This window comes from Nocardia farcinica (genome assembly GCF_001182745.1).
GTDB lineage: Bacteria > Actinomycetota > Actinomycetes > Mycobacteriales > Mycobacteriaceae > Nocardia > Nocardia farcinica.
In genome coordinates this window covers 605,422-631,134 of sequence record NZ_LN868938.1, presented here as the reverse complement: position 1 = coordinate 631,134, position 25,713 = coordinate 605,422, and the positions used below count along the sequence as shown (strand labels likewise).

Below are 25,713 nucleotides of genomic sequence, written 5' to 3'. Positions count from 1 at the left end.
GTGACCGTTCCGACCGGGCACCCGCCCTACCGCTTCGCCTGGGACCCCGATGTCGCCGTCCTCGTCGCGGCCATCGAGAGCCACCGGGCGGGCACGCTGCGCGATGGCGGCGTGGCCGCGGCGCGCCGCTCGCTCGAATCGATCGTGCGCCCGCCCGGCCCGGCGATGGCGTCGGTGCGCGACGCCTCGATCGAGGGCCCGCACGGCGACATCCCGGTGCGCGTCTACCGCCCGCACACCGCCCCGGAGTCGGACGCATCCGCCCTGGTGTGGTTCCACGGCGGCGGCATGATCATGGGCTCGCTGCACTCCTTCGACCGGCTCGCCCGCGATATCGCCGACGCCACCGGTGCCGTGGTGGTCAACGTCGAGTACCGGCTCGCGCCCGAGCACCGCTACCCCGTCGCCAACGACGAGGCCTACGCGGCACTGTGCTGGCTGCACGAGAACGCCGCGGCCTGGGGTGTGGCGAGGTCCCGGATCGGGGTCGGCGGCGACAGCGCGGGCGGCAGCATGGCCGCGGCCACCGCCCTGCGCAGCCGCGATGAGGCCGGGCCCGGCATCGCCCAGCAGGTGCTGTTCTATCCCGGGATCGAACGCCGCACCGACCGGCCCTCGATGCGGGAGTTCGGTGATTCACCCTTCCTGACCGCCGCCGACATCGATTGGATGAAGAGCCTCTACCTCGGCGAGGACCCGGCGACCGACGACGCGTACGGTGTTCCCGCACTGGCCGATTCGCTCGCCGGCCTGCCCCCGGCGATCATCGCCGTCGGCTATGCCGACCCGTTGCGGGACGCCGTCGAAGCCTACGGCGACCGCCTCCGCGCGGCGGGCGTGCCCACCGCGCAACTGCGCTATCCGGGAATGGGCCACGGTTTCGCCATGCAGACGGCGAACGTGGCGCGTGCCCGCGCGGCGATGGCCGAGGTCGGCGCGCTGGTGGCCGCGCGGTTCCGGCAGGAGCCCTGACCGGCTCGGGCGGACTCAGTGCGCGACCGGCGACAGCAGCAGCTTCTTCAAGGGAATCGCCGGGTCGGACAGTTCGTCCGGCCCCGGGCGGCGGCCCCGGCTCAACGCCGTCCGCAGCGCGACGAAATCGGCGGGCGCGTTGAGGCATTCGGCCGCGATGAGGACCTCCTCGGCGAAGTACAGCGCCACCCGTTTACGCGGCCTGTCCGGATCCACTCGCACCAACACCGCGTCGTGTCCGCCGGTCAGGCCGACGATCTGCAGTTTGTGATCGCCCTGGTCCGACCAGAACCACGGGGTGGGTCGTGGCGGCAGCGGTTCGCCCAGCAGCACCGCGGCCGCCGTATTGGCCTGCTCGACAGCGTTGTCCACCGACTCCAGCCGATAGTGCCTGCCCGCGGGCGAGACCTGGGTGGTGCAGTCGCCGATGGCGAGTGTCCAGCCGTCGGAGGCCAGGCACCGCTCGTCGACGACGACGCCGCCCGCGCAGTCCAGGCCGAGCTGCTCCGCCAGCTCGACGCGCGGCTGCGCCCCGATCCCGATCAGGACCGTGCCGGCCGCGATCTCCCGCCCGTCGGCGAGCCGGACGGCGCGGATTCCGGTGTCGTCGTGCACGATCGCGGTGGGCATGGCGGCGAGCACCACCTCGGTGGCCATCGCTCGATGCGCGGCCAACAGGGTCTCGGCGGTGCCCGCGCCGACCGCGCGGCCGAGCAACCGCTCCCCCGCCTCGACGACGGTCACCTCGACACCGAGCGCCCGCGCGGTCGCGGCCACCTCGAGACCGATGAAACCGCCACCGATCACCGCGATCGGCCCCGCCGGTACGCGCTCGGCGAGAGCCCGGGCATGGTCCAGGTCGCGCAGGACGAGCGCGTCGGGGTGGTCGGCGCCGGGCAGCGCGGGCCGGCGCGCCCGCGCGCCGGTGGCCAATACCAGTCGGTCGAATCGTCGCGACCACTCCCGGCCGTCGGCGCGCAGGGTGACCGCCACCCCGTCGGTGGTCCGCTCGACCCGGACCACCCGCGTTCCGGTGAGCAGCTCGATCCGCTGATCGGGGTAATGAGCGGGATCGCGCAGCAGCACCGATTCCGCGGTGGCGGTGCCCTTCAACCATGCCTTCGACAACGGCGGTCGCTGATACGGCAGGTGCGGCTCGTGCGAGATCAGCGTGATCTCGCCACGGTATCCCAGCGCGCGCAGCCGGTCGGCCAGGTGCACGCCCGCGTGCGAGGCGCCGACCACCACGACGCTGCGCGGCACCGATGACCCGGAAGTGTTCTCGGACAGAGACATCGGTCAGGCCTGTGTCTCCGGGACGGTCACGTGCAGGTCGTCGGCGCCCTCGGCGAGAATCAACTGGCAGGACAGCCGCGAGGTGTCCGCACGGTCCGAGGAGGTGCACTCGAGCATGTCGTCCTCGTCCTCGCTCGGTTCGGCGAAGCGGTCGATCTCGGCCGGATCCACGTACACGTGGCAGGTCGCACAGGACAGGGTGCCCCCGCACTGACCGACGATCCCGGTCACGCCGTTCTTGACCGCGGTGGCCATCACCGAGTCGCCTGCGGCGCCGTCGACCACCTTCACCTCGCCGTCGGGCTGGGTGTAGAACACTTTGGGCATCGGGATCTCCTACCAGGTGACCGGTAGCTCGGTGACCGGCTGCGTGAGATTGTCGTTGTCGATGACGATCTCGCCCGCGAGTTTCAGCGTGGGCAGGCGTTTGAACAGCTCGGCCAGTCCGACCTGCATCTCCATCCGGGCCAGGGGGGCGCCGAGGCAGTGGTGCAGGCCGTAGCTCAAGGTCAGGTGCGGGTTGGTGGTGCGGCGGATGTCGAAGTTCGCCGGATCCGGCAGCGCGATCCCGTCGTGATTGACCGAGGCCGGATCCACCAGGACGGCCTCGCCCGCGGCGACCACCTGCCCGTCCAGCTCCACATCCTCGGTGGCCACGAACGGCACCAGCCCGCCACCGCCAGCCACCTTGTCGCCCAACGGCATCCGCCCTTGCCGCAGGATCTCCTCGACCGCGGTCGGTGCCACCGCGTCGGGATCCTCGAGGAAGACCGCCAGCTGATCGGGGTGGCGCAGCAGGCCGAGCACACCGGAGCCGATGAAGTTGGCCGTGTTGTCGAAGCCGCCGATGATGAGCACCAGGGCGATCGGCAGGATCTCGGCGTCGGTGAGGCTGTCGTCCTTGTCCTGGGCGTTGGCCAGGTCGCTGAGCAGATCCTCCTGCGGGTTCTTCCGGCGTTCCTCGATCAACCCCATCATGTACACGACCAGTTCGGTCATGTTCGCCACGACCTCCTCCTGCGGCATGTTCGCCACGGCGAGGGTCGCCGAACTCCACTTCTGGAACTTCGGGCGGTCCTCGGGCGGTACGCCGAGCAGGTTGGCCAGCATCTGGATCGGCAGCGCCACCGAGTAGTCGTCCACCAGGTTCGCCGGGGCGCCCTTGGCGATCATCTCGTCGATGAGATGGTTGGCGAACTCGACCGCCGAATCACGCATCGCCTTGACCCGTTTGGGCGAGATCGAGCGCTGCACGAGCTTGCGGAGCTTGGTGTGATGCGGCGGGTCCTCGAACTGCAACGTGGTCTTGAGAAAGTCCGGGAACTCCACGAAGTAGGGCACCACCCGCTCGCCGGTGCGGAACGGCTCCCGCACGAATCGGGGGTCGCCCAGCATCTGCCGCGCGGTCGCGTTGCGATGGATGACCCACACGTCGCCGCCGTAGGGCATCGTCATCTTGGTCATCGGACGATCGGCGGCGATCGCCCGGTAGCGGGCCACCGCGTCGGAGGCGGGCACCGGCGGGAACGGATACTCCGTCGGGACGGCGGTCTCGGTTGTGCTCATGGGAACTCCGTTGTCGTGAGCTGGGCGGGAAAGGTTCAGGAGACCGGCAGCTGGGCCGGGGCGACGACCTGGGGCACCGCCTGCGGGGTGATCGCCATGATCTGGTCGAACTGCTCGGCCACTGCCTCGACGGTGAGCGCGGGGTCGTGGATGCCGACGGTGTTGACCAGGGCGAGCCGGTTCACGATGCCGCCGGCCACGTTGAACACCTCGCCGGTGACCTGGCAGTCGGGGTGGACCAGGTAGGCCACCACCGGGGCGATGTGCTCGGGCAACATCGACGAGCGCATGTAGGCCATGATCTCGGGTGTGAGCGTATCGGCGGCGGCTTCCAGCATGCGGGTGCTGGCGCCGGGCGCGATGGCGTTGACCTTGATACCGGCCTCCAGACCCTCGAGCGCGAGGTTGCGGGTCAGGCCGAACAGCGCGCCCTTGGAGCCGCCGTAGTGGGACATGCCGGGATTGCCGAGCATGGCCTGGGAGATGGTGTTGACCACGCGCGGGGCCTCGGCCTCGAGCAGGTGCGGCCAGGCCGCGCGGCACAGCCGCATCGGGCCCAGGTAATGCACGTCCAGGTGGCGTTGGTACTCCTCGTCGGGCACCTCCCGGAACGGGGCGGCGCGGACGATGCCCGCGTTGTTGACGAGCGCGTCGATCCTGCCGAACGACGAGACCGCGGCATCGACCAGGCTGCGCGCGCCCTCCTCGGTGGCCACGTCGGCGTGACAGGCCACCGCTGTGCCACCGGCGGCGGTGATCTCGGCGACCACGGCCGCGGCCGGATCGTCGCCCTCCACCCCCGAGCCATCGATGCGCGCGCCCAGGTCGCCCACCACCACGGCGGCGCCGCGTTCGGCCAGCAGCAGCGCGTTCGCCCGGCCGATACCACGGCCTGCGCCGGTGACGATCACGACGCGGTCGCTGAAATCCAGTGTTGCCATTACCTTTTCCTCGTATTCGTGGCTGGGTTCGGTGGGGTCAGGGCCGGGTGGCGCCGCCGCCGTGGGCGACGTCGGCCACCCAGACGCTGCCGAGGGCCTCCCGCGCCGACTTCTCGAAGTCGTAGACCTCGAAACCGACGGTCATGTAGAGCCGGTTGCGGTCGGGGCCGCCCAGCAGGCAGGCCGAGGCGATGCCGTTCTCGAGCGGCATCGGGACCGCGTCGGTGATGCCCTGCTCGGTGAACCGCGCGACGTAACCGCCGCCGGGCATGGCCGCCCACACGCCGCCCTCGTCGTCCAGGCCGATGCCGTCGGGCATGAACGGGCAGGTGGCGAAGTCGCGCGGATTGGACAGCGAACCGTCGGCCGCCCGGTCGATGACCGTGATCTTGAACGCCATCACCTCGGCGGTGTAGAGCTTGGTGCCGTCGGCGCTGATGGCGATGCCGTTGGCACAGTTGAGCGGGCCGACCTTCTCCGGGGTGCCCACGGTGCCGTCGGGCTCCACCACGATCAGCGGCGAGGTGGTCGGCTCGTCGCCCTTGAAGATGTCGAAGCCGAGTTGGGTGATGTAGGCGCGCCCGTCCGCGTCGACGACCATGTCGTTGGCGGCCGCCGAGCAGTACGGCGAGATGTCGGCGTAGACCGACAGGTCGTCGGGCGCGCCGCCGCCGTGCACCAGCACCAACTTCTCGTGCATGGACACCACGATCAGGCGACCGTCCGGCAGCCAGCCGAACCCGCCCAGCACGATCGGGACGTCGGTGTTCGCGCCGCGGCCGGTCGCGTCGATCACCACGGTGGCGTTGCCGTCGGCGTCGAGCGTCTTGAGGGTTCCGGTGTACATGTCGGAGAACCAGAACGTGCCCTCGTGCCACCGCGGGCACTCCGGCCAGGAGTAGCCGCTGGAGATCTTGCGGGCCGCGAAGGTGGTGGCACCCGCCGCCGCGACAGCGGCGGCGACGGTGTCGACGGGGTTGGTCATGTGAGGGCCTTCCGGGAACGTGGACCGGTCCGCCTGCTCCGGAACGTGTCGTCCCGCAGCAGGCACCGGTGGGTCGGTCACCAGCGGTGGTTGCTCGGACCGTCCCGCCGTCCTTCGGAAGCGGTGAACTGGGTCACAAGCACTGGCTGCACAGGACGATAGGGACCGAGGTGGTGGCTGGTCGGTGCCCTCCCATTCAGCGGGAGCGGTCGGGTGGTGGCCGGTGGTGCCCGCGCAGTCGAACCGCTCCGGTCCCGCGGCAAACCTGCTACTCTCGCCGACTAGCACGAGCTAGTAGAGAGGCGACCTCGATGGATGTCCGCGATGAGACCGCGCATGCCCCTGCGCTGACCCTCGACGAAAAGATCGCCCTGGGCGCCGGCGCCACCTTCTGGACGACCCACGCGGCACCCGGTATCCGGGCATTGACGTTGACCGACGGCCCGAGCGGACTGCGGGACCCCGGAGAACTGGGCGATCACCTCGGGATCGCGCGCAGTCGCCCGGCGACGTGTTTCCCGGCCGCGGGAACTCTGGCCGCGTCGTGGGATGTCGATCTCGTCGCCGAGGTGGGCGCCGCCATCGGCACCGAGGCGATCGATCAGAACGTGGACGTCGTCCTCGGCCCGGGCGTGAACATGAAGCGCAATCCGCTGTGTGGACGCAACTTCGAGTACTACAGCGAGGACCCGCTGTTGTCGGGCAAGCTCGCGGCGGCCTGGATCCGAGGAGTGCAGTCGACCGGCACCGGGACCTCGCTCAAACACTTCGCCCTCAACAACCAGGAAACCAAACGGATGACCATCGACGTCCGCGTGGACGACCGGGCGTTGCACGAGTACTACCTGCCCGCCTTCGAGATCGCGGTTCGCGAGGGCGACCCGACCACCGTGATGACCGCCTACAACCGGGTCGAAGGCGTGTACTGCAGTGAGAATCGCCGCCTCGTCACCGAGATCCTCCGTGAGCGATGGGGATTCGAGGGAGTGGTGGTCACGGACTGGGGCGCGATGAACGACCGGGTCGCAGCCTACGCCGCGGGGGTGGACCTGGAGATGCCTGGTAACGGCGGCGCCTCCGATGCACCCGTGCGCGCGGCAGTGGCGGCGGGACGCCTGCCCGAGAGCATCCTCGACGCGTCGGTCGAGCGCCTCCGCGTCCTCGCGACCCGCACCGCGGACCGCGTCCGGCACCCGAGCCCCGACCTCTACGACCGAAATCACGCGCTGGCCCATCGAGCCGCCACCGAATCCGGTGTGCTCCTGAAAAACGACAACGCCCTGCTTCCGCTGCGTCCCGGTACTCCGGTCGCGCTCATCGGCGCGCTGGCCGAGCAGCCGCGCTACCAGGGCACCGGCTCGTCCCACGTCCAACCGACCCGGCTGGTCGGACTGCGCGCCGGCGTGGCCGACTACACCGAGGTCACCTACGCCGCCGGCTACCGGATCGCCGACGAGCCCGACAACGGGCTGCTGGCCGAGGCGGTGGCGCTCGCCGAGACCGCACCGACGGTGATCGTGTGCGTGGGCCTGACCGAGATCTACGAGAGCGAAGGTTTCGACCGCGAGCACATGCGCATACCGACCAATCAGATCGCGCTGCTCGAGGCCCTCGCCCACCTTGCCGACCGGATCGTGCTGGTGGTGGTCGGCGGCAGCGCGATGGAGATGCCGTGGGAATCGAGCGCTTCGGCCATCCTGCACATGCAGCTCGCCGGGCAGGCCGGCGGCTCGGCGGCGGCCGCGCTGCTCTTCGGCGCCGCCAATCCCTCGGGCAAGTTGACCGAGAGCTACCCGTTCCACTACCGCGACGTGGTCAACAGCGGCACCTTCGGTACCGATCCGGCGCAGGCGGTGTACCTGGAGAGCATGTACTGCGGCTACCGCTACTTCGACTCCGCCGAGCACCCGGTGCGGTACCCGTTCGGCTTCGGCCTGTCCTACACCAGTTTCGACTATTCCGACCTGCGAGTCACGGCCCACGGTGAGCACACGTTCGACGTCAGGGTCACCGTCACCAACACCGGAGATCGCGACGGCGCCGAGGTGGTGCAGCTCTATCTGGCGCCCCGCACCGGCGGCGTGCACCGTCCGGCGCAGGAATTGCGCGCCTTCACCAAGATTCGCCTGGCCGCCGGCGAATCGCAAGAGGCGACGCTGCGTCTGGACCAGCGCAGCTTCGCCCATTTCGATCCGGCCGTCCAGGACTGGGTGGTGGAGGCGGGCACCTACGAGGTGCGCGTCGCGGCGAGCTCGCGCGACGTCCGGCTCACCACCCGCCTCGATGTCACCGGTGCCGAACCACGCCGCGTTCCGGTATCGGACTGGTATCACCGACCGTCGGGCGCGCCCACGCCCGCGGACTTCGCCACCGTGCACGCACCGTTCCCCCGTCTCCTCGCGCCCCGCCGCGGCACCTTCGATCTCGACAGCACCATCCTGGACATGAAGGACTCGAGCCTGGCGTGCCGCATCCTGTACCGATTCGTGGAGCGGGCGGTCGCCCAGCGTGCGGGCCTGCCGATCGATTACGGCAATGTCCGCTTCAAGATGCTCATCTACTCCTCGGCCGACCTGCCCATCCGCACGATGGCGCGGATGAGCGCGGGAATGATGTCGCCGCGCCTGGCGCGGTTCTTCGTCGACAGCGCCAACGGGCGCACGGTCCGGGGACTGTGGTCGCTACTGCGCGGCGGGCCGGCATGAGTCTGCGACTGGCCGACGGCACCGACGCCACACCGCGCGCGAGCGGCATGCTGAACCGCCCGATATGGGATTCACGGATCCGGTCCGCGCAGGTCGGGCAGGCCGAGGCGTGGTTGGGCTACCTGCTCGGCCCGTCCGGCGCCCTGCTGCTCAACGCGGTGCTGGCCACCTACCTCAACGTCTATTACACCGACGTGCTCGGCTTGACCGCGGTGTGGGGTGGCACCTTCCTCGTCGTCTTCCCGATCTTGGCGCGACTGGTCGACGTGCTGACCAACCTCACGATGGGCTACCTCATCGATCGCACCCGCACTCGCCAGGGCAAGGCGCGCCCGTACCTCCTGCTGAGCGCGCCCCTGCTGACGATCACCGGAATCCTGCTGTTCACCGTGCCGCAGGCGAGCCAGACCGTGCAGGTGGTCTGGATCTTCCTGTCCTACAACTTGTTCTACGCGTTGGCGTACACCTTGTTCAGCATGAGCAACGGACTGATGGTGCCACTGTCGACCCGGAACATGGAGCAGCGCGGCAAGCTCTCGGTGTTCGTCCAGATCTCGACGACCGCGGTCACCGGCGTCTTCGTGGCGCTGATCTTCCCGTCGCTGATTCTGCCGGCGATCGGCATCGACCGGAGTCGCTGGATCCTGGTGATGAGCCTGTTCGCGATCCTCGCCCTGCCGCTGACTCTGCTGCAGTACTACTACACCAAGGAACGCATCACCGAAGAGGACACCCAGGACCGGCCGCAGATCGGATACCTGCGGCAATGGCGGGCGATCCTGCGCAGCCGCTACCTGCTCGTGCTGTTCGCCGTCGCGCTGGTCAACGCCTTCACCCTGGGTGTGCAGAACATCGCCCTGGTCTACTACAGCAACTTCGTCCTCGGCAGTTACAACGACGGCTCCACCCAGGCGCTGCTGGCGATGATCGGCGGGCTGCCGATGGGTATCGGGATCTTCCTCGTGTGGCCGCTGGCGAAACACCTCGGCAAACGCAACATCACCATGCTGGGCATCCTGCTCACCATCGTCGGCGGCGGGATCTGCCTGATCGATCCGTACGACATGACCACGGTACTGATCGGGCAGTTCGTCAAGAACATGGGTGCGCTGCCGATGGCGTACGTGTTCATGGCACTGTTCGCCGACACCCTCGACGATGTGGAATGGCGCAACGGCTTCCGGCCCGACGGGGTGGCGATGTCGATCTACAGCACCATCGCCATCGGCGTCGTCGGGGTGAGCACCGGGGTGTTCAACGGGCTGTTGTCGAGCACCGGATACACCGCCCCGGCGCTCGACCAGGCCGGTGAGCTGATCAGCACCCAATCACCGCACGTTCAGCAGATGATCACCTTCGGCTTCCTCGGCCTCGGCATCATCACCGGGCTGGTCATGGTCGCCTTGCTCATGCTGCTGAACGTGGAGAAGGGGCTGCCCGAGAAGCAGGCCCAGATCGCGGCTCGCCGCACCGAACCCACTCCGTCCGCCGACGAACAATCCACGAGGTGAATCACGTGACCGCTGCTATCCGGCAACCGCGCGCCGTTTTCGTCACCCCGGAGGTCGAACTGACCCCCGCCGGGCAGGCCCCCTATTTTCGCCGCGAGTTCGACCTCGCCGCGCGGCCACGGCGGGCCACGCTGCGCGTGACCGCGATCGGCCTGGTCGAGGCGTATCTCAACGGCGCCCGCGTGGGCGACGAGGTCCTCGCGCCCGGCTGGACCTCCTACCGGCATCGCCTACAGGTGAGCACGATCGACGTGACCGCTTCGCTGGTGACGGGCGCCAACGTGGTCGGCGCGATCGTCGGCGAGGGCTGGGCCGTCGGCCGCGTCGGCTACGAGGGCAGGAGCCGTCATTACGCGGACCGGCCCGCACTGTTCCTCGAACTCGTGCTCGACTACGACGATCGCACCGAAACCATCTCCTCCGGGCCCGAATTCACCGCGGCCACCGGAGCGGTGACCGCACACAGCCTCTACGACGGGGAGACCTACGACGCGCGACTCGAACCGCGGGGCTGGTGCGAACCGGGATTCGATGACAGCCGGTGGCTTCCGGTGCGCGAGTTCGATTGGGATCTCGCGGCTCTCGTGGAGCCGATGGGCCCGCCGATTCGCCGGATCGAGGAGCTGTCGCCGGTGTCGGTGACCACGCGGCCGGATGGCCGACACCTGGTGGACTTCGGGCAGGTCCTCACCGGATGGACTCGGCTCACCGTCACCGGCCCGACGGGTACGGCGGTGACACTCCGTCACGCCGAGCTCCTGCGCGACGGGGACCTCGACACCACCACCCTGCGGACCGCCCGCGCCACCGACACCTACATCCTGCGCGGTGAGGGCACCGAAACCTGGGAGCCGCGCTTCACCTTCCACGGGTTCCGGTACGTCGAGGTCGAGGGCTGGCCAGGCGAGTTCACCACCGGGTCGCTCACCGCGGTGGTCGTGCACAGCGACATGGCGCGCACCGGCTGGTTGGAGACCTCCGACGAACTCCTGAATCGGCTCTACGCCAATGTGGTCTGGTCGATGCGCGGCAACTTCGTGGGCGTGCCGACCGACTGCCCGCAACGGGACGAGCGGCTCGGGTGGACGGGCGACATCAACGCCTTCGCGCCGGTCGCGGCGTTCCTCTACGACGTGCGCGGTGTGCTGGGATCCTGGCTGGCCGACTTGGCCGTCGAGCATGCCGAGAAGGGCGAGGTCCCCTTCGTCGTGCCCGATGTGCTCAGCGCACCGTCACCGCCGACCGCCCTGTGGGGCGACGCCGCGGTCAGTGTTCCCTGGGTGCTGTACCGGGAGTACGGCGACGAGGAGATCCTGCGGCGTGCCTACCAGTCGATGACCGCCTTCGTCCGGGAGGTGGCGAGCCGGCTCGACGACCACGATCTGTGGAGTGCCGGCTTCCAGTACGGCGATTGGCTCGATCCGGACGCGCCCGAGGACCGCCCCTCCGAGGCCAAGACCGACCGGCATCTGGTCGCCCAGGCCTACTTCGCGAAGGCAACCGGCGAACTCGCCCGCACCGCGCGGATCCTCGGACACGAGGCCGACGCCGTGGAGTTCGACGAGCTCGCGTGCCGGGTACGGGCCGCCTTCCGGCGCGAATACGTGACCGGCTCCGGACGGGTGGTCGGGGAGACCGCGACGGCGTACGCGCTGGCGATCGCGTTCGATCTGCTCGACCCGGACCAGCTCGCGGCGGCCGGCGCCCGGCTCTCGGCCGCTGTCGCGCGCACCGGCCATCGCATCTCCACCGGTTTCGCCGGAACTCCGCATCTGCTGCCCGCCCTGACGAAGACCGGCCACACCGAGGAGGCGTATCTGACCTTGATGCAGACCGAGGCTCCGTCGTTCCTGTATCCGGTGACGATGGGCGCGACGACCATCTGGGAGCGCTGGGATGCGATCCGCCCCGACGGCACGCTGCACCCCTCGGGCATGACCTCGCTCAACCACTATGCCTACGGCGCGGTCGCCGACTGGCTGCACCGCGTCGTCGGTGGGCTGGAGGCCATCGCCCCCGGCTATCGAACCGTGCGGATCGCACCGGTGCCCGGCGGAGGATTGACCCACGCCACCCTCGTTCACGACACCGTCCGGGGACGTTTCCGGATCGCTTGGCGGGTCGCCGACGACCACGCCACCGTCGAGGTGACGGTGCCGGAGGGAGTCGAAGCGACGGTGGTGCTTCCGTTGGATCCCGAGGCACGGGTACCGGTGGTGGGCGGCGGCGAGCACCGGTGGGAGTACGCGCTCGCGCGCGCCGAAGCCGCCGCGTACACGATGGACACCCCGCTGCGTACCCTTGCCGACGACACCGCGGTGTGGGCCGCCCTGACACGCGTGTTCGACAAGCACTTCCCAGGCATCCCGATCGAGGGCAAGGCGCCCGAAGCCGCGGCCATCTCGCTGAACACGATGCTGGAGTACGTTCCCGGCGCCACCGCCGACCTGCGCGCCGATCTGGAGGCCGCGCTGGCTGCGGACTGAGTGGCGGCCGGCCGGACAGGCGCCGACGGTCGTGCGGCCGTCGGCGCCCGCGCCGGGTCAACCGCTCGAACCGCCGGACGAACCGCTGCTCAACCCGCTACCCGAACCCGACGGCAGGCGGAGGTTGGCGTCGGGCACCCCGGTGCCGTTCTCCGCGAGGAGCCCGTCCTGTCCTGCGTAGGGGCTCTGCCCCGGTGGCGACTGGAGGGTGAGCAGATACTTCCATCCCGCATCGACCACCGCGGCACCACCGGCGATCAGGGTGCCCGCGACGCCACCCGCCCCGGCGAAAGCCGCGATCGCGGCAGGAACCGTGGCCAGGCATGCCGGGCCGACGATCAGGCACGAGCCGAGTCCCAGCACGGCACCGACCGCCGCGCCGACCACGGCGCCGGCGAACGTTCCGATACCCATGTTGCGCGCGAGATCACCGGCGAGCTGGTTGAGCGCCAACTGGTCCTCGACCGGTGACGCCACCGGCTCGAGCCCTGCCCGCCGCACCGATTCGACGTCGGGATCCAGTAGCAAGGTGCGTCTGTCGTGGGAGATGTGCTGCGAGATGGCGAAAACCCGGTCGTTGACCTGAAACGTCAAGGGCAGTACCGCCAACACCCGGTTGTGCGGATCGCGGATCTCCACCGTGCGCTCATCGGTGGCCAAGCCGAAGCCTGCTCCGTCCAGCTCGATCATCACCACGCCGTCGGTCACCGTGGTGCGAAAGCTGGGCGCCGGTGGCGGCTCGGCGTGCGCGGGCTGCCCGGCGACCGTGAGGGCTGCCGCCGCGGCGACCGCGGCGGTGGTCACGGATACCGAGCGCACTCGGCGCGGCCGCGCGCTCATCGGGGAGCCTCGCCGGCAGGCGGCCCACCGGGCTTGCCTTGCGTCTGCTCGGCATACTTGCTGCCGCCGGGAGGAGCGTTGAGCGTGGTCACGTACTCGAACGCGGCGGCGATGCCGACCGGTCCGCCCGCAAGGATCAGTCCGGCGATCCCGCCCACACCGGCGGTGAGGCTCATGATGGGCAGCACAGCCACGACGCACCCCAGACTGAGCACCGCGCACGCGGCACCCGAGAGCACGATTCCGACCCCGATACCGGCGACCGCGCCGACGGCGGTGCCGACAAGGGTGCCCAGCGAGGTGCTGATGCTGACCGCGTTGATGAGGTCGTTCATCGCCAGCTGGTTCTCCAGGGGAGAGGCCACCGGCCGCAGGGCCGCCCGGTCCAACCCGGTGGCGTCGGGCGTGATCGTCAACGTCCGGCCGTCGTGGGAGATCTCGTGGCGCAATGCCAGCCGCTGCCCATCGAGCGAGTACGTCAGTGGCACGGTGTCGAGCACCTCCCCCGCGGCATTGCGCACAACCACCGCGCCGCCCTCGTTCTGCAGCGCGAAGGTGCCGTGGTCGAGTGTGGTGACCACGGACTTCTCGACCAGGGCCGCCTGATAGGACACCGGCGGTGACTGGCCGGGTTCGGTGTGGGCGGGCGCCGCGCCCACCAGGACGCCGGTCACGGCCAGCGCGGCCGTGAGCGCGGATCGGCGGAGTTTCATCGAACATCCTCATCGACGTGCTTCTCGTCACTACCGATCGACAGTGAGAGGTGCATCACTAGCACGAGAAAGTAGCGTAGCCGATCGAATTGCCCGCTGTCACGTGCTAGTTCCATCGCCTCGTCCGCATTCCCGACGGCGCGGTGTACGCGTCGCCGGTTCCCCCGACCACGGCAGGGATAACGCCAGGTCGCAGGCTCGGGTACGCGCCGGTGCACGTGCTAGCGTCGTGTCGACAGATGCCGCGGACTCTTCAGGAGGCAGGCCAGATGGCGACCAGCACGAAGCGGGTGACCGCCGCGGATGTCGCTCGTTCGCTTGGTCTTTCGCGCGCGACCGTCGGCTTCGTGCTCAACAACACCCCCGGCCAGTCCATTCCGGAAACCACCCGCAAGCGGGTACTCGCGGAGGCGAAGCGGCTGGGATACCGCCCGAACCCGGCCGCGCAGGCGTTGCGCCGCGGCAGCTCGCGCCTGGTAATGCTGTTGCTACCCGACTGGCCCGTCGAGACCAGCATGGGCGAGTTCTTCGAGGAGGTCTCCTACCACCTCGATCGCGCCGGCTACACACTCGTGCCCTACCCGCGCCGCCGTGGCGACCGCGCCCGCCCGCTTTGGGAGGTGCTGCACCCCGACGTGATCCTCGGCCTCGGCGAGCTGGACGAGGACGACCTGCGCTCGGTGCGCGAGAGCGGCGTCCGTTCGATCGTCACCGCGCCGTTGGCGGCGTCGGTCGCGGCCGCCGCGGGCGCGGTCGAGCAGGTCGGGCATCTCCACGCCCGCGGACATCGCCGAGTGGCCTACGCCCTCCCCGAAGATCCGCGTCTGGCCGAACTCGCCGCCGCCCGAAGCGCGTGCGCGCAGCAGGCAGCTCAGGACCTGGGGCTGGACCCGCCGGCCGTGCGGACAGTCGCACGTGAGGGTACCGACGCCGCCGAGCACGTCGTCCGGCGATGGCGCGACGACGGGATCACCGGAGTCGTCGCCTACAACGACTACACCGCGGCGCTGGTCGTGCGAGCCGCGCTGCGGGCCGGCATCGGCGTGCCCGCCCCGCTGGCCGTGATCGGGCACGACGACTCCCCCTTCGCCCCGGTGTTCGTGCCCGCGCTCACCAGCGTCCGCATGCAGATCGGCGGCCTTGCCCGCTACGTCGCGGAACTGGCCCTGCACGGCGCCGGCCAACTCACCACCGAACCCCAACCGGTGGCCCCCGAATTCACTGTGACCATCAGGGAATCCACCTGAACACACCCAGCGAGCCCGGCCCGCCAGGCGCGTGGCCGGCCGCTTGCCTCGGCCGCCTGCCTGCGCGTGTCCGTCGAGAACCAGCAGGGGGTCGCCCCGACCAGAAGAACCCTTCCGGCCTCGACCGGAAGGGTTCTGCTCGCTTCACAACACGCCGACAGGTCAGCGGCCGAGGCTTTTCAGGACCTCCTCGGCGGCCTTTTCGCCCGAGGCGGCGGCGTCGGCCAGGGAGGGGACATCGAGCGCGTAGTCGCCGGCGAGGTAGATCGTGTCGAGCGGGTCGCGCAGGGTCGGCAAGGTGTTGCGGCGGCCGGGCGCCCAGAACGGGACGACGCGGCGGTGCCTGCGCAGGACCGGCTCCCCCAGCTTGCCTTCCAGCTCGGGCAGCACGCTGAGCAGGTCGGCGGTGAAGCGGGAGACGATTTCCTCGTCGGGCAGGTCGAGCAGCTCGTCGGCCTTGCCACCACCGGCGAAACAGGCCAGTGCGCCGCCTGGCTTGCGTTCTCCGCCCGTGCGCAGCGCCGCGGCGTGGTTGAACACCGCCTGGAACGACAGCTGCGGCGCGGAGATGGCGAAGTACTCGTCCCACCGCTGCGGCCCGACCTCATCGGTGAAGAAGCCGACCACCACGTAACGGCCGTAGGTGATGTCGTTGAGCGCGTTGCGGTACGGCTGGGGCAGCTCCGGGAGGATCCGCTCGGCGATGTCGGCGGGTACGGTGACGATCGCGCGTTTCGCCCGCAACTGCTTGGGCTGGTCGCCGTCGCGGTAGTCGACGACCACGCCGTCGCCGTCGCGGCGCACCGACTCCACCGGCGAGTTCAGGCGGATGCGCGCACCGAGATCGTCGGTGAGCACGTCGGTCAGCGTCTGGTTGCCCCCGGCGGGTAGCGAGAAGTTGGGCACCTTCTCGGGGTCGGTCAGCGCGATCCCCACCGAGTAGACGAACTGCGCGGCGGCCGTCTCGTCCGGTTCGCAGCCCATCCATTGCGCCGACCACGACCGGACGATGGTGGTGGCCAATTCCGAACGGACACCGTCGAGCACATACGACGCGAGTTTGCTCTCGAGCCGCGCGCGCACCCGCTGACCGATCTTCCCCTTCGACTCGAGAAACGGCGCGGCGGCGATGATGCGGGCCCCGACCATGGCGAGGCCGATCCGGTCCATCATCGTCATCGGCGTGCGGAAGACGAGCGCGAACGGGTTCGAGGTGTCCACGGTGGTCCCGTTGAGGTGCAGCGCGATGCTCTTTCCCGCGAGCGAGCCCATCTCGATGTTGTGCCGGTCTAGTGCATCGATCAACGTGCCGGTGCCCTCGGTGAACTGGGTGCCGACATTGATCCAGTAGTCGCCTTGCCGCACGGTGTCGACGCGGCCGCCCGTGCGATCGGTGGACTCGAGCACCACCACCTCGGCGGCCGGAGCCACGGTGGTCGCGGCCGTCAAGCCCGCCATTCCCGCGCCGATGACGACAACCTCGGTGGATTCTTGCTGCTTGTTCTGCGTTGCCATTTCGGCTCCTGGCTGTGGCTGATTCGAAGAAGGGAACCGCTGGTTATGCCGTGACCGGGGCGTCGCCCGTCATCGACGGCGCGTCGACGCGCTTGTTGTGGGCGTCGAATGCCCGGTAGGCGCGGTAGTAGGCGAACATCTGCAAGCCCCACGCCGACAGGGCCAGGATGTAGAAGATCGTGTGCTCGGAATCGTCACCGGGAATCGTCACGAAGTCGTAGGTGGCCGCGATCAGGAAGCCGCAGGCCGTCGCGACTGCCGCCGAGACCGCGTGGCCGCGCTCACCGATCTGCCACAGCCGGGCGGAGAAGTAGACGAGGTAGATCGTGGTGAGGACGTTGACCACGACGAAGAAGATCTTGGCAGGCAGGCCGATCGTGTCCTGGTACCCGAGCAGCAGCAGACCCGCGACGGCCGCCAGCGCGAACGCGCCGATGTCCGTCGCCACCGACGGCTTGTACCGATGGGTCACCGCCATCAGTCCGAGCACCAGGATCAGCGTGATGCCCACCGACCTGGAGAAGGCGTCCAAAAAGGCGGCTGCCTTGTACATCGGGCTGTCGTGGCCCGCCGCGAGCAGGCCGTAGATCAGGAAGTTCGTGCCCGAGGTCGCGACGATGATCCACTCGAGACCGAGCAGATAGTTCTTGTAGTTCCGGATGAACTTGATGCCGTAGGTGAAACCGACAGCGATCATCCAGATGTCCGCGACCGCGAAAAGCAGTTCCTTGATGGACATGGTCTCTTCTCCTTGACAGGGGGCGCCCGCCGGCCGGCGGCACGGGGGCGTTGCGTGAGCGCTGCCGAGCGATCGCGGCAGGGAGGGTCGTCTCGCTTCGGCAATCCGTGGGTTCGGCATCCGGCCACCGAGCAGGGTGTGCGCGTAGCCCCGAATTGAGGTCGGGTGTGATGCCTGTCATAACGGTACCGTGAGTCAGTCATATGATCAAGGCATTTGACTAACTAGGCGGGGATTCGTCGATCCGTACCCCGCGGCGGGCACACGCACCTGCCGAAAGCACGGAACCGTCGAACCCACGCGCAGGTTCGACGGTTCCGTTCCGGGCACCGCGGGCGGATCAGCTCGCGAGGTGGCGCGGCAGGGTCTCGGTGACGATCCGGTGCGCGTCGGCGAGAATCCGGTCGACCACTTCCTGGCAGCTGCCGATCTCGTGGATCAACCCCTGCGCCTGGCCGGCCCACCACAGACCGCCGTCGATCTCACCGTCGCCGTACACCCGCTCGCGGGCGCGAGCGCCACTGGCCAGATGAGCGACGTCGTCGAAGGTCGCACCGGCTTTCCGCGAGATGGCCGCGATCTCCTCCGACACCGCATTGCGGGCGACGCGGGCGGAGTTGTGGAACTCCCGGAACACGATGAGGGTGTCGCGTTCGGAGTTGTCCACGATCTGCTGCTTGACGTTCTGATGAATGGGCGCCTCGGTGGTCGCCATGAAGCGGGTGCCCATGTTCACCGCACATGCGCCGAGCGCCAGCGCGGCGACCAGGCCGGCACCGGTCGCGATACCGCCGCTGGCGATGATCGGAATGGACAGCGCCCGCGCCGCGGCGGGGATCAGCACGAGACCGGGGACGTCGTCCTCACCGGGATGTCCGGCGCATTCGAAACCGTCGATGCTGACCGCGTCGACGCCGAGCTGTTGCGCCTTGAGGGCATGCCGGACGGTGACCGCCTTGTGGATGACCTTCACACCCGCGGCCTTGAAGGTGGGCAGGTGCGGCTGCGGGTTGCCGCCCGCCGTTTCGACGACGGTGATGCCGCTCTCGACGATGGCGTCACGGTATTCGTCGTAGGGCACCGGCTTGATGGTCGGCAGGATCGTCAGGTTCACACCGAACGGTTTGTCGGTGAGGTCGCGGCAGCGGCTGATCTCCTTGACCAGCGCCTCGGGAGTGGGCTGGGTGAGCGCGGTGAGGAAACCGAGGGCACCGGCATTGGCTACCGCGCCGATCAGATCCGCCGTGCCGACGGCGGTCATGCCGCCACAGACGAGAGGGTGCGCGACGCCGAACATCTCGGTGAAGGTGTTGGAGAACATGGGTATCCTGACTCGATTTGGTCAAATGTCTCAGTCACAACCTGACGGAATCACTTCCGGAATGCCGCCCATCGGTCGGCGGCCCGGTCGGCGAGCCACCCGAGGTACAGCGCGGGATTGCTGACGAAGCTGGGCCAGAACGTGCCGCGGTGCCAGATCGCCTCGAGATCGGCGTGCCGCGGCTCGCCGGTCACGTGGTCGGCCAGCATGTGTCCCACGTACTGGGCCTGGGCGAAGCCGTGGCCGTTGCAGGCGGCCGAATAGAGCACGTTGGCGGAGGCCGCGCCCGCGGCGGGCAGCCAGGTGGAGCTCATGCCGATCCAGCCGCCCCAGGCCGTCACCGGCTCGATGTCGCGCAGGCCGGGGAAGCGGTCGTGGAAGCCGCGGACGAGATCGTCGACGACCTGCGGCGCCGGGGTGCGGGTCGGCAGCGGGTTGCGGCCCGCCTGGATGCGGCGGGTGCCGAACACGATCGTGCCGCGCGGGGTGACGCGGTAGCTCTCCAGGATCATGTGCAGGGTGACCAGGGGCGCGCGGCTGGTCCAGCCGATCTCGTCGAGCCGGTCGGGCGGGATCGGTTCGGTTTCGACCAGCGAGGTCCACACCGGTGTCGCGAGGTGTTTCGGCGCGATGGACAGGCTGTTGCTCGCGGCGTTGGTGGTCAGCAGCGCCTTGCGTGCCCTGACCGTTCCGTTCGGGGTGGTGACCGTGACCCGGTCGCCGGTGTCGACGACGTCGACCGCAGGCGTGGACTCGTGGACGCGCACCCCGGCGGCGATCGTCGCGGCGCGCAGGCCGAGCGCGAACTTGCCCGGATCGACGGTGCCGCCGACACCTTCGCGGATACCGCCGAGGAAGCCCTCCGGCAGTCCTGCCTCGGGGCCTTCGACCCACTCGCCCGACGAACCGGCCTCGGCCAGGACCTTCGCGTTGCGGCGCGCGTGCCGCAGCTGGCCCTTGGACACCGCGGCCATCACGATGCCTTCCTGCTTGTAGTCGCAGTCGATCCCGTGCTGCGCGATCGCGTCCTCGGCGAAATGCACGGCGTGCTCGGCGTAACGGTACAGCTCGCGCAACCGCTCCCGCTTCAGCAGGAACCCCAGCAGCTCCGGATCGGCGGCGACGGAGTTCGTGATGTAGCCGGCGTTGCGGGAAGTGGCGCCCCAGCCCAGCGTCTCGGCCTCGAGCAGGACCACGTCCTCGCCCTTGTCGGCCAGGCGAAGCGCCGCTGACATGCCACCGCCGCCACCGCCGATCACCACGACGTCGCAGTCGATGTCACCGGTGAGCGACGGTTCGACCGTGGTGGGTTGTCCGGCCCAGCCGGTGTCGTCGATCAATTTCACGGCCGCTACTCCGTTCCATCCGTGGGGATGACCGCGGTGCCGCGCGCGCGTACCGCGACCAAGGGCGGATCCAGGACCTGTGCCCGGCCGGTGTCGTCGGAGCCACGGCAGATCACCCGGAGCTCGAAATCGACGGTGCGGCTGCGATTCCCCTTCTTCACCAGGGTCGCTTCGGCCTCGACGACATCGCCACCCCGCACCGGGGCGAGGAATTCCACCGACGAATAGCCGGCGAACAAGCCCTCGTGGCCGTCCATTTCGATCGCCAGATTGGTGCCGACATCGCCGAAGAGCTTCAAGGCATAGGCACCGTCGACGAGGTTGCCCGCGTAATGCGCATCGGAAAAGGCGACATACCGCCGGTGGACAGCCTTGCTCATGAAATCTCCTCGTGAATCGGGCCGAGTGTGCGCGACTGCGCTCGACCGTCGATCGCGACGCCGGGATACCCCCGCTTGGCGATCTCGGTGCACATCCGGCGGTACTTGCCGACACCGCCCAGGTACCCCATGAAGGTGTTGGGCTTGCCTTCGACGTTGGAGCCCCGATACCAGGAGTCGGTGGTGGCGTACAACGTCTGGGACACGGTCCACTCGGTGATGTCGACCCACTCCTGCTGGGCTTCGGGGGTGGCCTCGATCTGCGTCGCGCCGGTATCGCGGGCGTGTTCGATGAGGTCGGCGATCCAGTCGACGGCCTGTTCGATGGTCACCACCACATTGCTGGCCAGCGCGGGACTCAGCGGTCCGCCGACCATGAAGAAGTTGGGGAAGTCGGCGGCCATGAATCCGAGGTAGGAGCGGATACCGTCACTCCACGCGTCCTGCAGTCTCCGACCGGACGCACCGGTGAGCCCGAGCCCGTAGAGCGGGCCGGTGAAGGCGTCGAAGCCGATCGCGAGCACGATGGCGTCCACCTCGTAGGCGCCGTTCGAGGTGATGATCGCATTCTCGGTCATGGTCTCGATCGCCTCTTCACGCAGCGACACCAGCGACACGTTCGACCGGTTGTAGGTCTCGTAGTAATCGGTGCCGAAGACGCTGCGCTTGGCGCCGAGCGGGTGGTACTTGGGGACCAGCCGTTCGGCGGTGACCGGGTCTTTCACGATCTCGCGGATCTTGTCGTGGATGAACTCCGACGCGGTCCGGTTCGCCTCCATGTCGAACAGCAGGTCGGCGAACTCGCCGCCGACGCCCTGGAATCCGCTGCGCTCGTAGGCCGCCTCATAGCGCCGCTTGCGCTCCTCGTCCGACACATCGAACGCCCGGTCGGTGACGGGGCGATCGGGGATGCCGCCGGGTGAGTGCCTGCACTCCTCCCGGATGGCCGGGTAGTTCTCCTTGACCGCGGCGACCTGGTCGGGGGTGAGCACGGCGTTGCGGGCGGGCATCACGTAGTTCGGGGTGCGCTGGAAGACGGTGAGATGTTCGGCGACCTCGGCGATCAGCGGGATGGCCTGCACGCCGGAGGAGCCGGTGCCGATCACCGCGACCCGCTTGCCCCGCAAGTCGTCCAGCGAGATGTTCCACCGGCTCGTCGAGACCTTCAGGCCGGCGAAGTTCGACAGGCCGGGCACGTCGAAGTCCTTCGGCGTGGACAGGCCGCCCGCACCCGAGATCAGATAGCGGCTGCGCCGGATTTCGCCGTTGTCGAGCCGCACCTCCCACACCCGGTCGGCCGCGTTCCAGGTCGAGGCCACCACGCGGGTGTTGAAGGTGAAGTGTTTGCGCAGGTCGAACCGGTCTGCGACGTGCTCGATGTAGCTGAGGATCTCGGCCTGCGGGGCGAAGCGCTGACTCCACGTCCACTCCTGCTGGAGCTCCTCGTCGAACGAGTACGAGTAGTAGATGCTCTCGACATCACATCGGGCGCCCGGATAGGTGTTCCAGAACCAGGTGCCGCCGACGCTCGGTCCTGCCTCGAAACCGGCGAAGGTCCAGCCTGCTGTCGTCAGCCGGTGTGAGAGGTACATGCCGGTGAAGCCGGCGCCCACGCCGATGACGTCGACGATCTCTGGGCTTGGGGTGGAGTTCATGGCGGGAGCCGCTTTCCTGTGTGTTTTCGGTCGACCGGATCACACGAACCAGTCGAAGTCGGCCGGTGACCCGGCCACGGTCGAGGGTGGGCGGGAGCAATCGGCGATCGCTACATCGGCAGGTCGGGAGAATCGACGCCGACCACGCGATCGCCGCAGAACACCCGGACGGACTCACCGGGGGCGTGACCGCCGATTCCCGCAGTGCCCCAGAAGCTTTGCGCCGAGCCGTCGGCGAGGTCGGCGACCTTGGCGCCGTTCACGCGCACCTCGCCCGAGAGAATTCGTGAGCCGACCTCGATGGCGCGGTCCACGTCGCCGCCGAACACGTAGGCGTCCAGGCCCGAGGGGTTGGCGTTGGCCACCCGCAGCGCGTCCTCGTCGGAGTCCACGGCGTGCAGGGTGATGAGCGGGCCGAACAGTTCGGCGGTCGCCAGCGACGGGTCGACACCTGTCGCGACGGTCGGCGACAGGAAGAAGCCGTCCAGACCGGGAAGCTCGGCGGGCTGGTGAATGGTCGCGCCGTTGGCCCGCAGCCCGTCGATTCGGCTCTGCAAGGTCGCGAAGTGCGGGGCATTGGAGATGGGTCCGAGTTCGGTGCTCTCGTCGAGCGAGTTGCCGATCTCGAGGTGGGCGATCCGGTCGAGCAGCGCCTCGAGCAGCGGTTCGACCAGGCTCTTGTGCGCGAGCACCTTCCCGGGGCCCTCGCACCACTGACCGTTGAGCTTGGTCATCCCGTCGAGGATGCCGTCGGCCGCGACGTCGATGTCGGCGTCGTCGAGTACGAGGGCCGGGTTGTTGCCGCCGAGCTCGAGCTGGAGCACCTTGAAGTCCTCCGCGGCCGCGCGCGCGATGGCCCGGCCGGCGTTCGGGCCGCCGGTGAAGGAGACGATCTTCACGCGCGGGTCACCGGTGACGGCCGCGCCCACGTCGCCCGCGCCGTGCAGCAGTTGCAGCGCGCCGGCGGGTAGCCCGGCCGCGACGAAGCACTCGACGATGATCTGGGCACTGCTCGGCGCGTGTTCGGACGGCTTGAGGATGACCGGACAGCCCGCGGCCAGCGCGCTCACCATCTTCGCGGCGGGAATGAAACTCGGTCCGTTCCACGGGGTGAGGATGGCGGCCGGGCCCCACGGGACCTTGTACAGCCGCACGTCCCGCCCGCCGGCCTCGAGCGCGACGCGCCGCGGAACAGTCCGCAGATCCGCGGCCGCGGAACGGATGCGGTGCGGCAGGAACTGCGCCACCATCCGGGCCTTGGCGATCGGAACTCCGCTGGTCAGTGCGTCGGTGCGAGCGATGTCCTCGATCCGGGACGCCACGTTGTCGGCCGCGCGTTCGATGACCTCGGCGCGTTCCTCGCTCGCCGCGTCGTCCCAGCGTTCGAAACCGTAGGACCGCTCGGCGTGGCGCAGTGCGCGTTCCACGTCCTCCGGGGTGGTGGTGACCGCACGGTGCACCGGCTGACCGGTGTTGGGGTCGAGGTTCCAGGCGTCGGGGATCGTCGCACACTCGGACCACTCGTCGGCGATGTAGTTGATCGGTTGGGGCAGTTGCGGATTCGTCATCGGGGATCCTTCGGTGCGCGAGTGGTCGGGGCTCAGACGGTGAGGTCGGCGACGATGCGGGTGACCGCGCCGGACTTCATCGCCTCGAAGCCCTTGTCGAGGTCGTGGAACGGGATGACGTCGCTGACCATCTCGTCGAGCAGCAGCCGCCCCTGCTGGTACAGGCGGGCGAACTGGGCGATGTCCTGCTGTGCCTGGCCCGAACCCATGTAGGAACCGATGAGGCGCTTCTCGCTGAAGAAGAAGTTCCAGGCGGGCAACGTCAGGTCGGTGCCGTCGGGGGCGATGCCGACCATGCACGCGGTGCCGGTCGGGCGCAGCACCTCGAGGGCGGTCGCCGCGGTCCGCGCGCTGCCGACCGCTTCGAACGAGTAGTCCACGCCGTCGCCGAGCAGGTTCCTGATCTCGGCGGCGACATCGGCGGCGCCGTTCACGACGTGAGTGGCACCGAAGGTCTTGGCGGCGGCGAGGCGAGCGTCGTCGAGGTCGACGGCGACGATGACGGAAGCGCCGGCCAGGCGCGCGCCCTGGACGATGGCCGAACCGACACCGCCGCAACCGATCACGGCGACGGTGGCGCCGGGACGCACCTCGGCGGCCCGGAACACCGCTCCGACACCGGTGATGATGCAGCACGAGAGCAGGCAGCCCACGTGCAGACTCACCTCGTCGGCCACGGCGACCAGGGAGTTCTCCCGCATCAGGGTGTGGCGTGCGAACGCGCCGACATCACCGAGGCGGTGCACGACCTGACCACTCGGCAGCTGGAAGGCGGGCCGCGGCCGTCGCCGGATCTCGGTGACGCGCTGGCACTGGGTCGAACGCCCGACCTGGCAGTTGCGGCACATCCCGCACGAGGGAGTGAGGGCGCCGACGACTCGGTCGCCGGGACGCAGAGTCGTCACCGCGGAGCCGACCGCCTCGACCACGCCGGCCACCTCGTGGCCGACGACCACGGGCAGGTCGGCGGCGACGGTTCCGGTCATGTAGTGCAGGTCGCTGTGGCACAGACCGACATTCGAGACCGCGAGGCGGATCTCGTCGGGTTCCGGGTCGTCGACCAGGATCTCGGTGAACTCCAGCGGTTCGCCGACCGCGGTGAGGACAGCTGCTTCGGTGGTGATCATGATCGGCTCCGATCTCGGTTGCTCGGCGCGGACGCCGGGGACGCCGCGTTCTTCGATGTCCAGAAACCCGCGATGCCCTCGCTGAACGCGCCGGACTCCCAGGCTTGGCGGGCGGCGTCGTCCTCGCGGGCGAACGCGGCCTCGATCTCGGCGGGCAGCGGACGCAGCAAGCCGAGGTGCAGTGCGGTGATGCGGGGATCGGAGTTCCACTGCCGGATCACCTCGACGGCGCGATCGACCAGTGTCTCCGGGGCGACGATCTCGTCGAGCAGCCCGATGCGCAGCGCCTCCTCGGCGCCGACCCGGTGCGAGCCGAGGACGATGCGCATCGCGTGGCTGCCGACCAGCCTGCCCATCAGGAAGCTCGAGGCGTTGGAGATGATGATGCCGCGGTGGTTCTCCGGCTGGAAGTACTCGGCGGCCGGGCTCCCGATGCGTCCGTCGCACGACAGCGTGATCTCCGAGGCGCCGCCGACGGCGATCCCGTTCACCGCCGCGATCACCGGGATCCGCGTCTCCAGGATCGCGCGGGTGATGTCGTGGAAGGTCGCGACAGCCTCGCGGACCTCCGCGTAGGTCGACGGAACCGCCTGCAGGTCCTCACCTGCCGAGAAGGCCCGGCCGGTGCCCGTGAGCACGATCCCGCGCACCAGGTCACCGGTGCCGAACTGCCGGATGGTCTGCGCGAGCAGCACCCGCGTGGCCACATCGAGCGCGTTCAGCTTCGCCGGGCGGTTCAGGGTGAGCACCGCGACGTCGTCGTCGATGCGTACATCAAGGTGGGTGTCGGTCACGTCCGG

General features: G+C 69.2%; 21 protein-coding genes. 5 read left to right on the top strand and 16 right to left on the bottom strand.

Features of this window, described 5'->3' with window-relative positions:
• Positions 1-972 carry an alpha/beta hydrolase gene (locus tag AMO33_RS03215; RefSeq protein WP_060590410.1) on the top strand — a complete coding sequence of 324 codons (972 nt, stop codon included), beginning with the start codon at positions 1-3 and terminating at the stop codon, positions 970-972.
• Positions 973-987: 15 nt separating this feature from the next.
• Here AMO33_RS03215 and AMO33_RS03210 read toward each other — a convergent pair whose 3' ends face one another.
• From AMO33_RS03210 to AMO33_RS03190, 5 genes are read right to left on the bottom strand one after another with little or no spacing between them, the layout of a single operon-like run.
• Positions 988-2,268 carry an NAD(P)/FAD-dependent oxidoreductase gene (locus AMO33_RS03210; RefSeq protein WP_060590408.1) on the bottom strand — a complete coding sequence of 427 codons (1,281 nt, stop codon included), beginning with the start codon at positions 2,266-2,268 and terminating at the stop codon, positions 988-990.
• Between the two features lie 3 nt (positions 2,269-2,271).
• A complete protein-coding gene (locus tag AMO33_RS03205; protein WP_011209919.1) occupies positions 2,272-2,595 on the bottom strand; it encodes a 2Fe-2S iron-sulfur cluster-binding protein in 324 nt (107 codons plus the stop codon).
• Between the two features lie 9 nt (positions 2,596-2,604).
• Positions 2,605-3,834, bottom strand: a complete 1,230-nt coding sequence (locus tag AMO33_RS03200) for a cytochrome P450 (protein WP_060590405.1) — start codon at positions 3,832-3,834, stop codon at positions 2,605-2,607.
• 35 nt (positions 3,835-3,869) lie between these two features.
• Positions 3,870-4,775, bottom strand: a complete 906-nt coding sequence (locus AMO33_RS03195) for an SDR family NAD(P)-dependent oxidoreductase (RefSeq protein ID WP_011209921.1) — start codon at positions 4,773-4,775, stop codon at positions 3,870-3,872.
• A gap of 37 nt (positions 4,776-4,812) precedes the next feature.
• On the bottom strand, positions 4,813-5,760 hold the full coding sequence (locus AMO33_RS03190; RefSeq protein ID WP_060590402.1) for an SMP-30/gluconolactonase/LRE family protein: 948 nt from the start codon (positions 5,758-5,760) through the stop codon (positions 4,813-4,815).
• 311 nt (positions 5,761-6,071) lie between these two features.
• On the opposite strand from AMO33_RS03190, the gene AMO33_RS03185 reads away from it, so the two are divergent.
• From AMO33_RS03185 to AMO33_RS03175, 3 genes are read left to right on the top strand one after another with little or no spacing between them, the layout of a single operon-like run.
• A complete protein-coding gene (locus tag AMO33_RS03185; RefSeq protein WP_060590400.1) occupies positions 6,072-8,465 on the top strand; it encodes a glycoside hydrolase family 3 C-terminal domain-containing protein in 2,394 nt (797 codons plus the stop codon).
• A complete protein-coding gene (locus AMO33_RS03180; RefSeq protein ID WP_060593263.1) occupies positions 8,462-9,976 on the top strand; it encodes an MFS transporter in 1,515 nt (504 codons plus the stop codon). The genes AMO33_RS03185 and AMO33_RS03180 overlap by 4 nt, the downstream gene beginning before the upstream one ends.
• 5 nt (positions 9,977-9,981) lie before the next feature.
• On the top strand, positions 9,982-12,462 hold the full coding sequence (locus AMO33_RS03175; protein WP_240327395.1) for a glycoside hydrolase family 78 protein: 2,481 nt from the start codon (positions 9,982-9,984) through the stop codon (positions 12,460-12,462).
• 57 nt (positions 12,463-12,519) lie between these two features.
• On the opposite strand, the gene AMO33_RS03170 is transcribed toward AMO33_RS03175, so the two are convergent.
• Together AMO33_RS03170 and AMO33_RS03165 are read right to left on the bottom strand one after the other, a co-directional pair.
• Positions 12,520-13,266 (bottom strand): hypothetical protein, encoded by a 747-nt coding sequence (locus AMO33_RS03170; RefSeq protein ID WP_060590398.1) that lies wholly within the window; start codon positions 13,264-13,266, stop codon positions 12,520-12,522.
• Positions 13,267-13,298: 32 nt separating this feature from the next.
• Positions 13,299-14,015, bottom strand: a complete 717-nt coding sequence (locus AMO33_RS03165; protein ID WP_060590396.1) for a hypothetical protein — start codon at positions 14,013-14,015, stop codon at positions 13,299-13,301.
• 269 nt (positions 14,016-14,284) lie between these two features.
• Between AMO33_RS03165 and AMO33_RS03160 the strand changes: the two genes are divergently transcribed.
• Entirely contained in the window at positions 14,285-15,262 is a 978-nt protein-coding gene (locus AMO33_RS03160) for a LacI family DNA-binding transcriptional regulator (protein ID WP_240327388.1), read from the top strand.
• A gap of 162 nt (positions 15,263-15,424) precedes the next feature.
• Here AMO33_RS03160 and AMO33_RS03155 read toward each other — a convergent pair whose 3' ends face one another.
• From AMO33_RS03155 to AMO33_RS03115, 9 genes are all read right to left on the bottom strand, one after another.
• Complete coding sequence (locus AMO33_RS03155; RefSeq protein ID WP_060590392.1) at positions 15,425-16,777, bottom strand: flavin monoamine oxidase family protein; 1,353 nt, start codon at positions 16,775-16,777, stop codon at positions 15,425-15,427.
• 43 nt (positions 16,778-16,820) lie between these two features.
• A complete protein-coding gene (locus AMO33_RS03150; RefSeq protein ID WP_060590391.1) occupies positions 16,821-17,516 on the bottom strand; it encodes a hypothetical protein in 696 nt (231 codons plus the stop codon).
• Between the two features lie 340 nt (positions 17,517-17,856).
• Entirely contained in the window at positions 17,857-18,837 is a 981-nt protein-coding gene (locus tag AMO33_RS03145; protein ID WP_060590389.1) for an NAD(P)H-dependent flavin oxidoreductase, read from the bottom strand.
• A gap of 50 nt (positions 18,838-18,887) precedes the next feature.
• A complete protein-coding gene (locus AMO33_RS03140; protein WP_060590387.1) occupies positions 18,888-20,183 on the bottom strand; it encodes an NAD(P)/FAD-dependent oxidoreductase in 1,296 nt (431 codons plus the stop codon).
• Between the two features lie 5 nt (positions 20,184-20,188).
• Entirely contained in the window at positions 20,189-20,563 is a 375-nt protein-coding gene (kal, locus tag AMO33_RS03135) for a 3-aminobutyryl-CoA ammonia lyase (RefSeq protein WP_060590385.1), read from the bottom strand.
• Positions 20,560-22,218 carry a flavin-containing monooxygenase gene (locus AMO33_RS03130; RefSeq protein ID WP_060590383.1) on the bottom strand — a complete coding sequence of 553 codons (1,659 nt, stop codon included), beginning with the start codon at positions 22,216-22,218 and terminating at the stop codon, positions 20,560-20,562. Before AMO33_RS03130 ends, kal begins: the two co-directional genes overlap by 4 nt.
• Positions 22,219-22,328: 110 nt before the next feature.
• Positions 22,329-23,786, bottom strand: a complete 1,458-nt coding sequence (locus AMO33_RS03125; RefSeq protein WP_060590381.1) for an aldehyde dehydrogenase family protein — start codon at positions 23,784-23,786, stop codon at positions 22,329-22,331.
• A 32-nt stretch (positions 23,787-23,818) separates the two neighbouring features.
• On the bottom strand, positions 23,819-24,913 hold the full coding sequence (locus AMO33_RS03120) for a Zn-dependent alcohol dehydrogenase (protein ID WP_060590379.1): 1,095 nt from the start codon (positions 24,911-24,913) through the stop codon (positions 23,819-23,821).
• A complete protein-coding gene (locus tag AMO33_RS03115; RefSeq protein ID WP_060590377.1) occupies positions 24,910-25,707 on the bottom strand; it encodes an enoyl-CoA hydratase/isomerase family protein in 798 nt (265 codons plus the stop codon). Before AMO33_RS03115 ends, AMO33_RS03120 begins: the two co-directional genes overlap by 4 nt.
• Positions 25,708-25,713: the final 6 nt, after the last annotated feature.